The 12,495-nt window shown below is 39.5% G+C and carries 11 protein-coding genes; 9 read left to right on the top strand and 2 right to left on the bottom strand.

The annotated features are described in order from the left end of the window. Positions 1–6: 6 nt before the first annotated feature. From ACE38W_RS11540 to ACE38W_RS11510, 7 genes are all read left to right on the top strand, one after another. Positions 7–906, top strand: a complete 900-nt coding sequence (locus ACE38W_RS11540; protein WP_375830991.1) for a toprim domain-containing protein — start codon at positions 7–9, stop codon at positions 904–906. A gap of 73 nt (positions 907–979) precedes the next feature. Next, positions 980–1,330, top strand: a complete 351-nt coding sequence (gene mobC / locus ACE38W_RS11535) for a plasmid mobilization relaxosome protein MobC (RefSeq protein ID WP_375830990.1) — start codon at positions 980–982, stop codon at positions 1,328–1,330. Continuing rightward, complete coding sequence (locus ACE38W_RS11530) at positions 1,311–2,474, top strand: relaxase/mobilization nuclease domain-containing protein (protein ID WP_375830989.1); 1,164 nt, start codon at positions 1,311–1,313, stop codon at positions 2,472–2,474. The genes mobC and ACE38W_RS11530 overlap by 20 nt, the downstream gene beginning before the upstream one ends. Positions 2,475–3,259: 785 nt before the next feature. Further along, a complete protein-coding gene (locus tag ACE38W_RS11525; RefSeq protein WP_375830988.1) occupies positions 3,260–3,517 on the top strand; it encodes a helix-turn-helix domain-containing protein in 258 nt (85 codons plus the stop codon). A 125-nt stretch (positions 3,518–3,642) separates the two neighbouring features. Further along, positions 3,643–5,028, top strand: coding sequence for a DUF262 domain-containing protein (locus ACE38W_RS11520; RefSeq protein WP_375830987.1), 1,386 nt, complete (start codon positions 3,643–3,645; stop codon positions 5,026–5,028). A 1-nt stretch (position 5,029) separates the two neighbouring features. Beyond that, positions 5,030–6,169, top strand: coding sequence for a DUF3696 domain-containing protein (locus tag ACE38W_RS11515; RefSeq protein WP_375830986.1), 1,140 nt, complete (start codon positions 5,030–5,032; stop codon positions 6,167–6,169). Continuing rightward, on the top strand, positions 6,166–6,957 hold the full coding sequence (locus tag ACE38W_RS11510) for a hypothetical protein (protein WP_375830985.1): 792 nt from the start codon (positions 6,166–6,168) through the stop codon (positions 6,955–6,957). The genes ACE38W_RS11515 and ACE38W_RS11510 overlap by 4 nt, the downstream gene beginning before the upstream one ends. 49 nt (positions 6,958–7,006) lie before the next feature. On the opposite strand, the gene ACE38W_RS11505 is transcribed toward ACE38W_RS11510, so the two are convergent. Both ACE38W_RS11505 and ACE38W_RS11500 read right to left on the bottom strand, forming a co-directional pair. Beyond that, a complete protein-coding gene (locus ACE38W_RS11505; RefSeq protein ID WP_375830984.1) occupies positions 7,007–8,230 on the bottom strand; it encodes a tyrosine-type recombinase/integrase in 1,224 nt (407 codons plus the stop codon). A gap of 338 nt (positions 8,231–8,568) precedes the next feature. Then, positions 8,569–9,801, bottom strand: a complete 1,233-nt coding sequence (locus tag ACE38W_RS11500) for an acyltransferase family protein (protein WP_375830982.1) — start codon at positions 9,799–9,801, stop codon at positions 8,569–8,571. 371 nt (positions 9,802–10,172) lie between these two features. Here ACE38W_RS11500 and ACE38W_RS11495 point away from each other — a divergent pair, with 371 nt between their 5' ends. Next, a complete protein-coding gene (locus tag ACE38W_RS11495) occupies positions 10,173–10,952 on the top strand; it encodes a hypothetical protein (protein WP_375830980.1) in 780 nt (259 codons plus the stop codon). 217 nt (positions 10,953–11,169) lie between these two features. After that, positions 11,170–12,480, top strand: coding sequence for a flavin monoamine oxidase family protein (locus tag ACE38W_RS11490; protein WP_375830978.1), 1,311 nt, complete (start codon positions 11,170–11,172; stop codon positions 12,478–12,480). The last annotated feature ends 15 nt before the right edge of the window (positions 12,481–12,495 follow it).

Raw genomic sequence — 12,495 nt, 5'->3', positions numbered from 1 at the left:
TGGAAAATGAAACGTGTGAAAGATTTGAAGCAATGGGATTTAGTAGAATTACTTTCCAGATTAGGTTATGAGCCCAGTAAGGTAATCCGGGATGACTACTGGTATCTATCTCCGCTCAGAGTAGAAAAGACACCGTCTTTTAAAGTAAATCGACGGCTGAACGTATGGTACGATCACGGTGTTGGTCAGGGTGGTGACCTTATCGATTTTGGTTGCCAGTATTGTAACTGCTCTATCAGTGATCTGCTCAGGAAATGGGATGACTTGCCCTCCCCTACTTTTTCTTTTCAACCGCGAATTGCTGGTGAAAAGAAAAATAACACTGAGGGTGTTGTTTCTATTTTGGGAATAAGGCCCGTCACTGACCAGCATTTGTTAGCATATCTGGACACTCGGTCAATACCGCACTCACTAGTTGAGTCTTATTGTAAGGAGATTGACTTTTCTCTTCACAATCGCCAATATAGGGCCCTTGGTTTCAAAAATGATGCTGGAGGTTATGAGCTGAGAAACGCCGATTTTAAGGGCTGCTGTGCGCCAAAGGACGTGACTTTAATTGTCGGCACAGGAGAACGGCTGAACATCTTTGAAGGATTTTTTAGTTTTCTCTCCTACCTGGCATGTCAGAAGGTACTGGGTGACACCGGTGATGACTTTCTGATACTGAATTCTCTTTCCCTGCTAGGAAAAGCGATAGACCTAACAGAGAAATACACCAAAGTCGCCCTGTATCTGGATAATGACATCGCAGGCAAGCGAGCTACCAGCACGCTCAAAACGAGCGATAGATTTTCAGATTGTTCCTCGCTCTATCAGGGATTTAAAGACATTAATGACTGGTGGATAAACAGGAATAAGCCTATTCAGAAGGTAATGAACAGCGTCCGGCGTGGGCTTCGACGTTAGGAGCAAGCCATGTTTCCGCTACGCTTCAACGGCTTGAAAAATTGATGGTCACTTCGTTCTAATACCTGAAACTATGGCAAGACCAAGAAAAAAAGAAAGTGAAAAACGTGTAGTGCAGGTCAATATACGATTGACCTTCTCAGAAAATCAGCGGGTTAATGACCTGGCGAAAGCGGTAGGGATTACACCTGCCAATCTAATCCGACAGAAATTATTTGCAGGCAAGTTTCCGCCAATAAAACACTCTCCCATTGAAATTGACCTATACCGGGAACTGCACCGGATTGGTGTAAATCTAAATCAGGCTACACACTGGATCAATAGAAATGAGTCACCAGGTGAATATCTATCTATTCTAATACAGCTATCTAAAACCGTTAACCATGCAATAAAATTATTAGTAGATGACGGGCGATCAGGTTAAGGGGAAAGGATTTAGGGGTGCATTGCGATATAATCTGGCTAAAGTAGAAAAAGGTGTTGCCGAGGTATTGGAAACAAATTTTGCCAGCAAAGCGGAGAATGGAATCATGAAGGAAGTAGCTATGATAAAGGCTTTGCGGCCTAATCTTCAGCAGTACTTTTATCATACCTCTTTGAATTTTCCGCCTAAAGAGAATTTATCCAATGAGCAGATGAAGGCTATTGCCGGGGATTATTTGTGGGAGATGGGGTTTAATCAGCACCAGTTTATAGTTTTCCGGCATAGGGATGCAGATCATCCACATATTCACATTCTGGTGAATAGAATAGGGTTTGATGGTAAAGTTGTTTCAGATAGTAATGACTATGCCCGCAGTGAAAAAGTGATTAGAACCCTCGAAAAGAAATATAACCTCACTCCTGTAGCATCCAGCAGGCAAGCCGTGGAACGCAGTATGACAAAGAATGAAATGGAGATGATGAAACGTACTGACGAACTATCTGTAAAAATTAAACTTCAGACAATTGTTAGTCATGCTCAAAAGCAAAGTCGCTCTGTTGGTGAGTTTATTCAGTCATTGGAGGTACGTGGTGTAAATGTATTATTTAATCAGGCCCAGACAGGTTTTGTGAGTGGTATTAGCTACGGATTTGAGGGCTTGATTTTTAAAGGATCGGCACTGGGCAATGGTTTTAAGTGGACACAGTTAAAAGGATCATTAAACTATGAACAAGAAAGAGATCATACAACAATATGCGAAGCAAACCTTAGGACAAGATCCATCCTATCAGATATTGGATTATGCCAAGGTGTTAGAGATGGTGCAGTCTATCAAACAATTGTATCTGACGACTTTAAACGAACAGCAGCGCCTGCACAGAGCGCATCTGGAAAGGTCGACGCAGGAGTTTCGGGTACTTCAAACAGAAAGCGTACACCTGCGCAGAGAGATAAACGAACTAGCTCAATTGGTGAAGAGCATTCACGACGGAACTTTGAAACACCTGAAAACACAAAGGAAGCGGGAATTCTGGTTGGCGGTATTATCCGGGATTTGCTCAGCCCTGTTGATACTCATTATAGTGAAAATCTGGCTGCTATAAATGAGTTCAAAAAGAAGAAGAAAAGGAAAATACGGCGCTAGAAATATTAACGGCAATTGCTCCAAGCAATTGCCGTTCTTCATTTATGAGTATTGCTCAGGAATTTTGTTGTGTGTATTGATTACTGTCTCCCTTATAATTCGTAAGATACTCTCCTTTTCAGCTTTGCTAATTATTGAAGCACTGCTTCCATCAGCATGAACTATAGGACTGTAGCGCATCTTTCTATAAAATGTTGGGATACTCCAATTGCATTCCTCGCATACTCTTTCCCGAAACTGCAACGGCATTTTTGTAAAGTGCTCGTGAAAGGCAGAAAGTACATTTTCTGAATTTTTCATCTCTATAATGTTTTTTAGTTAGTAGATTTTGAGGGTTAATTCCTTATGATAAGTCAAAGCGACTCTAGTACGGTGTTTAAAGCCGTTCAGTTTAATGCTGATATCTATTTGGGAGTGTTGGGGGGAAGGCATAAAAAAGCGCAAGGCCCAACAAAGTGTTCTGGAGGTACTGGTATACCTGGCGACGACTAAGTGAGCCCATGCGCCATAGCATGGGCTACTCACCTTGTATCCCTCGTCGCCTTTCAAATTACCAGTTTTCCAGGACGAGATCTAAAGCAAGAAGCTTGAAATATCTTTAGATCACTAAAATAAGACTTTGAGTTTTTCTAACCTGATAGCAGTTTCATAACAATGTTGTTTGTTAGCAAATTAAGTAAAAAATCACTAATTACTACTAATTAGTAGTAAAATATAAGTGGTTTCTTTTGAGTAGTAACATATAAAGGGTTACTCATTTGTAAACTATTCATTTATTTTAGTATATGGATAGTAAAAAAGAAAGCTCCAAGAAAGTACAGCTGGATCCTGATGAACAGCTAGTAAAGTTGGGTGCCCGAATTAAGGAACTCCGCATCAAAGCAGGATACAAAAACTATGAAGTTTTCGCATATGAAAATAATATCCCAAGAGCCCAGTATGGTCGCTATGAGCAAGGAAAAGACCTTCGTTTTAGTAGTCTGGTGAAGGTGGTGAGCGCGTTTGGAATGACGATGGAGGAGTTTTTTGGGGAGGGTTTTTGAATCATCCAATATTATACGAGACTGGCATCAGTTATTTTTCTAATTTCCAATATAGGAATACCCCAAACTAAAGATTTGAAAATCTGTGATACTTGCAATTATTCAATTGAGAACATTTTTAAGTTATGGAAGTAAGTATAAAGCTTAAAAACAGAGAAGAAATTCGATTAAAGCCTCTTCATTTTAATGATAAGCCAGAAGAGTCAAATATCTATTCTCTAGTGCCATTAAGCGGTGGCAAATATTATATAAAATTAGAACTGAGGAACAATAAGTTTGAGATTTTAAATATAGATGAGGAGGTAGACGAAACTGAAGAATCTTTAAGAGTAAGATTAGATGAACTACTACTACTTATAGATCCACAACAGGCGTCGCTTGGGACAGAAGATAACGAGATAGAAGGGGATGGTATAACACCTTACGATCCAGACAGAATTAGAGTAGACACAAAACAATTCTCTTTAAGACAGATTTACGATATGATTGAATCAAGGGATATTAATCTAACTCCCGATTTTCAACGAAATTTAGTCTGGGATAATCAGCGAAAGTCGAGACTAATTGAATCAATTCTCTTAAGAATCCCGTTACCAATGTTTTATTTTTCTCAAGATGAAGATGGAAGAATAGCAGTGGTGGATGGTTTACAACGACTTAATACTGTTCATGAATTTATGAATAATAAATTCAAACTTACCAAGCTTGAATATTTGAATAAGGGTAATAATAACTGTGAAAATAAATATTATTCATCAAAGGAAGAAAAAGAGGCAATTGATGGGAAATATTTTCGGTGGTTTAATATGACCCAAATTACTGTGAATGTCATAGATGCATCTTCACCCTTTAACCTCAAATATGATATTTTTAGAAGAATTAACACAGGTGGTCAGCCATTGAATGCTCAAGAGATCAGAAATTGTTTATCAAGTGATCAACTGAGAAATGGATTAAGGGAAATGGCAAACCTACCTAGCTTCAGTAAAGCCACAGGGAATAGTGTTAAAGATGTTCGAATGGAGGCTCAGGAATTAGCGCTACGCTTTATTTTGTTTAACAAAAGGTATAAGGAAGATAAGTCTATAAATACCTATAGTGGAAATATAGAAAGCGAACTTAATCTGTTGACAGAAGAATTAAGTAAGGATAAGAAATTGGATATGACAGATATGATTAAATTGTTTGACAGAGCCATGCTTAATTCTTACCATTTATTTGGTGAGTATACATTTAGAAAGTGTCAGCCTAAAGACCTGATCCCCGGAGCTAGGAAGCAATTAGTCAATAAAGCCCTCTTCGTAAGTTGGTCGGTATTGCTTAGCAAGTACAAGGAAGAGTCAATTCAAAAAAATAACTTATTCAAGGCATTGGTAACCCCATTGGCAAAGGCTATAAATGACGATTATGATCTTCTAAGTTACCTGTCATTCAGTACCAATTCCAAAGCCAATATACAAGCAGCCTTTAATGCAGCTGAGAAAATTATTGACAAAGAACTAATCAAATAATATGAATTACTTAAAAATTTCAAATTTTAAGTGTTTTGAGGAAGTAGAAATACCTATCAATAGATTAACGGTTTTCGCTGGTGCTAATGGTAATGGAAAAAGTACCACAGTTCAGGCATTATTATTACTTAGGAATTCAATTGAAGAGAACATGCAGCTATGGGGTGGTTACTATGTAGCAGCAGAAGAAGAACTACTTGGAACTGATGTCCCACTTAACTCTGGTTACCTATTGGCCCTGGGTAATAGTAGTCATGTAATTAATCATAGATCTAATAAAGAATATATATCTATTGCTTTTAAATTTACAGAGGGTGAATTCTTTGTAAGTTACCATGCAAACAACCAGGAGCCACAACTATTTCTTAGGATAAATGATTGTTCAACATATCATGCAAAAGAGTCTCCGGTGTTGAAGTGGGAGTTTTATTATTTGAATGCTGAACGAATTGGACCTAGAGTATCCCAAAGTATTCAACACTCAAATTTTCCGAATGCTGGATATCAAGGGGAATTTACCGCCCAACTTCTTGATTTGGAATCTGGTTTTTGGAAAGTCGCTCAGGAAAGAAAGTTTCCCAATACTGGAAGTAGTTTCCTTAAGGATCAAACTAATAGCTGGTTAGAATATATTATTCCAGGAACAAGAGTCGTTGCAATTACAGACCCTAAGACTTTGTCAGGCCAGATCCTATTAGAGAATTACTACACAACCTCAGACCCGGCTTTAGCTACCAATTTGGGTTTTGGAATAAGTTATGTTTTACCAATAATTGTAACTGGATTAACAGCAGCCTCTGGAAGCATTTTTGTTGTGGAAAATCCAGAAGCCCATCTGCACCCTGCGGCTCAGTCAAAGGTTGGACAATTCTTAGCGATGCTAGCAAAAAATGGTGTGAATGTCATAGTTGAAACCCATAGTGATCATGTACTAAATGGAATACAAATCGCAGTGGCTAAAAAAGAAATACCCAATGATCATGTAAGTATTAATTTTTTTAGTCACAAAGATGGTGCAGTTCAGCCCAGTATTGCAACAATATCTATGTCAGAAAAAGGGGAGCTGTCAGAATGGCCCTCTGGCTTTTTTGATCAAACCCAAATCGATTTTGTCGAATTGTTTAAAGCTCGGAAGGGATGAATAACCTCTATCTCCTAAATCAATCATTTGATATACAAGATCTTGATACCTTTTTTAATGGTATAGTGGACCTTATAGAAGTGAGGTCACAACCGGGATCTTGTGAAATTTTTTCTAAGAGTGAATCAATTTACTCATTAGCATCGTTTTACCAACTTTTTGATAAAGGATATCAAGAAACAAATGCTGTCGTGAAATTTTTAGAACAAATAAAGTCTATTGAACCTGAAATAAAATCAGAGACGGAGTTTGATACGAGATTTCCAAATGATTGTAATGGATTCATGGGTATAGACTTCACAAAATGCAGTACATCAAAGGAGCGTCAAGTAAGCAATAAGCAGGATTTGCTAAATTTTCGAGCATATTGTAATTCAACAACTACATATAAGAATATTTTTGCCAGAAGACAATGCTTGTTTCCAAAACTTGTTTTATGTGAGGGTGTAGAAGCTCAATTATTTTCTTTTGGTAACTCTTTGGCCTTTAATGTTGTAGTAGAAAAGCTACGTCTGTTAAATGATTTGGCAAGCAAGTGGGTAAGTGGAGGATTCACTTATCATGATTTTTGCAAAGTCCATGGATTAGAAATATCCGGCGAATCTGATACGACTATGAATAATAAAAAATGCAAAAGAGAAAGAACATTTGCATTGCCAGACGGTCAGCATGTTGTATTTGAGTTGCATGCAAAAATTAGCACTGCTGCTTTGCGTATTCATATTTATCCGGACGAGAAAACAACGACTCTTTACGTGGGATATGTCGGCAAGCATTTATCGACCTAACTTCGCTACTGCCTAATTAGGTATCGCGGCTTATATGATTGCTTTTACATCAAAACTCCACCAACTTCCTCGCATACTCCTCCTGCACCCCCATCTCAAACCCGGCAAAATACCTTTCCGTGGTCATCAAACTCTGATGCCCCAGGTTGGTACTGGCCAATTTTAGCGGAGCGCCACTCTGAACAAGTATCGTAGCATATGAATGCCGGGCGACGTAGGTAGTCACCGGCATATCAAAGCCTAGCTCCTCACCTATCTTCTTCATCCATTTATTAGTATTCTTGGTGAACTGCTTTACTTTCTTGCGGATGGTTTCTGAGTCGTCGCCGATTTCGGCTATGTTGAAAATATAGCCTTCGGCGTGAGTGAATGGCTGGCCCCATTTGCGGATGATCTGGTCAATGTATGTGTTCCGGGTGGCTACAATGTTAACCGGATTCCCTTTGGTGGTACGTTTCGTCTTTTCCCGGAGGAAGGTTATGTAGGTGGAATGTACATTCCGGTGCTTCAGCAGGGCAATATCCATGATGTTGATACCATTACAGAGGTAGCTGAATATCCAGAAGTCTTTTGCCTTTTCCATGCCGGAACCGGGATCGGTGGGATATTCGAAGATCTGCTTCAGTTGTGCTTTGCTCAGGGCCTTCTTAATGTTTTTGCCGGTAGGGATGATGTATTTCCGTTTCCCGAAGGGGTAAGCCTCTGGCTTTATAAGGCCATTTTCACGGGCGATATTCATAATGGTACGCAGTGGACGCAGGTAAATGCCCACAGTGGTGATAGAGCGGCCACGGGAAAGCATCCAGGCCTCAAAACCTTCCAGATATTCTTTATTGATATGTCCCAGCTGCGGACTCCGCCGATACTTCTTCAGGCAGTTGATGGAAGTCGTGTAAGAATCCGCAGTACCGTGCTGGTCTTTGGACCTCAGTTCAGCGATATAGTTATTATATAACGTCTCCACGGATTCCGTGTAAATCCTCTCTTCGAAGAAACTGGACTCAAACTGGGAAAAGGAGAAAGGCACGATCCCCTCGCAGCAGCGTTCTGCATCTTTTTCGATGATAGCTATCTCCTGGCGGATATGCCGGAGGCCGCCTTTGGCTTCAGCAGTGTTCAGCAGATCCCATTCCGCCGCTGTGGCGTCAAAGCCGGTAGCGTAGTATTTTCGTGTTCCCTTGTAGGTTATACGGAGCTTCAGCGGGAACCGCTCCCCGTGCTTGACCCTTCGAATGTCTGGCACCACTTTGATATTTACCCTATCCTGCTTCATGATAACTTCAGTAATGATTTTTGATACATATTTTGATACATGTTCCTGAAAAATATCCCGAAATGATATGATGCAAGTGTAGGTATAAATTCAATAGAAAAAGCCAGGGGAGCGGACTCTGGACGTAATCAGCAGTAACTGAAAGCAACTGAAAAGATGAATATTAGAGACTCATAATCAGGGGGTCACAGGATCATGCCCTGTTGGGAGCACAGACTCAGAAAGGCTTTTAGCGGTATAGCGCTGAAAGCCTTTTTTTATCTACCTAATGACTACTGCCCCAAGCGCGTTAGCCAGATATGCACCGCCCAAAAAAGACGCACTCTCATAAGCAATACTCAATCAATTGGCGAATCTTTGATTATTACGCTAACAGGTAATGGTTTTTTAACCAGCCTGCCCCTGACAGATTTTTGGATGGGAAGTTCAAAATAATAATGAATGACAATGCTCAATGGTATCAGAATGGCAAAGAAAAGCATCAAGGTATACGGTGATTGAAATACCTGACGGTCAATGCCACATATGGACGTAACCAAAGCGAAAGTAACCATCAGCGGGAAGTGAATCAGGTAAATCGCGTAACTGGCATTTCCCAATACCTGTAGCCATTTTACCTTCAAACTGCCTATGGTCGTTTCCAGCATTGCCAGAGATAGAACCGTAGCCGGTGAAACGAAAGTGCGGAAGAATGTATTTCTTGACAGATCAAAAAGTGCCGTATAAAAAACCTGGTTTTTTCCTGGCAAAAAATGCTGCATTAAATGCATGCTGAAATGCCGGATATACGAAAATGCATATTCTGTTAACACAATCAACCAAAGAATGACTGCAATTCCCGTGACAATTATTGCCAATCTTTCAACATTTTTTCTTGTCAGCAACCATTTGTAAAAATGAAATACCAACCCGCCGAGAAAAAATGAATAAATACCCTGCCCTATCATGGAATAAAAATGTTGAAGTATGGCTCCTGTCACTGTAAACCCTATCAACCATACTATTTTATGTTGTAACCGTCTAAAACTTATAAGAAAGAATAGTAGATAAAGGAAAAACTCCACTGACACAGACCAGGAAGGACCATTAAAACCATTAAATACAGGAAGACTCTCAAATCCCCAACTATGGATCACCAGAAGATTTAATATAAAATGGTAAGCATCGTTATTCCGCATGATAAAAGGGCCACCACTCGCCTTAACCATCATAGGCTGTAGAAATGCCAGCGCGAGCAATGTGATAAAATGTACAGGATATAGCCTCGTAATCCTATAACAAATAAAATTATTGAAAGAGGTCTCTCGATTGCTAATCTTATCCGCATAGAACCAGAAAAAGATAAATCCGGAGAGAAGAAAAAACAAATCAACAGCAAAAAAGGCATGATTGTAAAAAATTGCAAGCCAGGAATACAGCGGTAAGGGCATTTCTGCAATAGTTGTTGTCATATCGAAATAATTCTTATAGAAAAAAAACTGCCAGTGACACAAGACAACAATAAGTGCGGCGAAGCCTCTGATGGCGTCCAGACTGAAAAAATACTTTGGTATTGATGAATTAGGGGTCATTTGGATATGAATTCAAAACAATGAAATGAGATTTTCTTAAAAAAGAAAAGTATACAGAATATATTATAACCATTCAGCCGAAAAAAAGTTAATAAATCTATCACTCCCATAAATAATGAACATATGGTAGTGCTTGTATTTAGGTGTTAATTATTCGCACATTATATGTGGTTCGAAATGAACAATAAATTTGCTGTAACGTTGAAATGCTGAATTCTGCATTTTATTACCACAGATAACTCCAGATGACACGATTAAAAAAACTTGTGAATGTTTTGTACCATTCATTATATGCAACCAGGAAAACTCAGCAAACAGATATTCTATTGCTTGGAAAAATCCTTGCAAGGCAAAACAAGCAGCTCCCAGTTTTGAATAATCTTACAGAGGCAGAGTTCAAAGTGTTTTCCCAATCCGGAGATGATGGCATTATTCAGTATCTCATTCATAAAGTAGACGTTTCCAATAAAGTATTCATAGAATTTGGGGTGGAGAATTATGTGGAGTCAAACACGCGGTTCTTGCTGAAAAACGATAACTGGAGTGGTATACTGATCGATGGAGGCAAAAAAAGTGTTGATTATATTAAAACAGATGAGATCTACTATCAACATAACCTGAACGTCATACACTCATTCATTACCGCAGAAAATATAAATCAGTTAATTACTGAAAGTGGTATATCTGGCGAAATCGGACTATTGTCAATTGATATCGATGGCAATGATTACTGGATCTGGAAGGCTATCAATGTTGTTCAGCCAGCTATCGTAGTAATTGAATATAATAGTGTTATGGGCATAGAACGGCCATTGACAATACCCTATAAGGCAGATTTTGTTCGGGAAAAAGAACATTACAGCAACCTTTATTTTGGCGCTTCCTTGAAAGCATTATGCCTGCTGGCAGAAGAAAAGGGATATTGTTTTGTAGGTTCAAATTCCTATGGCAACAACGCCTATTTTGTGAAAAAAGAACGATTAGGACCGCTGAAAGTCGTTAATCTGGAAGAGGGATACGTAATTTCTCATTTCCGGGAAAGCAGGGATAAAAATGGGCAATTGAGTTACCTGACAGGCCCTCAAAGGTACACGTGTATTAAAGGATTGCCAGTATTTAATGTGGAAAATAATACCATGGAATCATTGTAGTATAAAATTTAGATCGCAGATAATTTGAATTGAACAACACTCCATCATCAGTATCATCTATATTGAAAAGAATTTTACTCCAGCAATTACCTGCGATCAATCCTCATTTCTAAGGATTTAAGTGAAAGCCTGTTTTACAATTGGCTTGTATTTCATGCCTTCCCCAATAACATTCTATTCACATCAATTTACTTACTTTGCTGGATCAACTCAGCTCATGAAACAACCGGATGTTATTATTATTGGCGCAGGTGCTGCAGGACTCATGGCCGCATATACGCTTATTAAGACAGGAAAAACCGTTACTGTATTGGAAGCACGGAATCGTATCGGTGGAAGAATTCATACCGTGAATAATGAGCATAACTTTTCCCAGGCTGAATTAGGCGCAGAGTTTATTCATGGGAATTTGCCGGTTACATTAAACTTATTAAATGAAACCGGTGTCGCCTATACGAAAACGAGCTTCAAAATGCTGCACTCTCAAAATGGAGCATTCCTGGAAGGCGATGAAGCCGTGACTGGCTGGGATATGCTCCTGGAAAAAATGTATCAGCAGGAAGATGATATGCCCCTGAGGAAATTTCTGCAAGAACATTTCTCCTCAGATGAATACACTCACATGCGTGCCCAAATTGAAGGATTTGTAAATGGATATGATACCGGAAATGTAGATGATATCAGCACTTTTGCGGTTCGGCAGGAATGGAGTCATGAAGATGATGATGCACAATACCGTATTGATGCCGGCTATGGTAAACTAATGCAATATCTTGCTGATACTGTCACCGCAGCAGGAAGTGAAATTTTCCTGAATAAAGTAGCTACTGAAATACAATGGCAGCATGATAAGGTAAGCATCTCTACAAAAGATAATAGTAAATATTTTGCGCCTAAAGTGATCGTAGCATTACCGCTAGGCATACTACAGGCCTCCGCACCACAGGATGGCGCCCTTACATTCGTTCCAGCAATTCCTCACCAGGAAGCAGCCTTGAAGGATATTGGCTACGGCGCTATCATTAAGATTTTACTTGCGTTTAAGGAGCCATTCTGGACAACAAATAAAAATTTCAATTCGCCAGAGAATAGTCCTTCTACTACCCTACTGGTAACGTCTGCTGAGCAAGTACCCACTTTCTGGACGCAAACCTCTGTTAATAGTCCTTTGCTCACCGGATGGCTGGGAGGCCCTCCTGCTGACACTAAGAAAGACTTGTCACCTGAAGGAATACTGGAGCTAACTTTACAATCACTGAGTAATATTTTTCAACTCTCTTTGTCTTCACTTAAAAATGACCTCACTGCCTGGCATGTAGCTAATTGGACAACAGCTACTTACACCAAAGGCTCCTACGCTTATGATAAAGTAGGTAGTGCTGCAGCAAGGAAAGTCCTGACACAAACCATAGAACAGACAATCTTTTTTGCTGGTGAATACCTTTATGATGGTCCAGCCATGGGCACAGTTGAGGCGGCGTTGAGTAGCGGTCAAAATGCAGCGAATTTAATTTCAGGTATGCAGTGAGATAACAAAATGAAT

Origin of the sequence: Chitinophaga sp. Hz27, assembly GCF_042263525.1 — a bacterium.
Taxonomy (GTDB): Bacteria; Bacteroidota; Bacteroidia; order Chitinophagales; family Chitinophagaceae; genus Chitinophaga.
The sequence above is the reverse complement of the archived record's forward strand: the minus strand, read 5'-3'. Positions and strand labels throughout refer to the sequence as shown.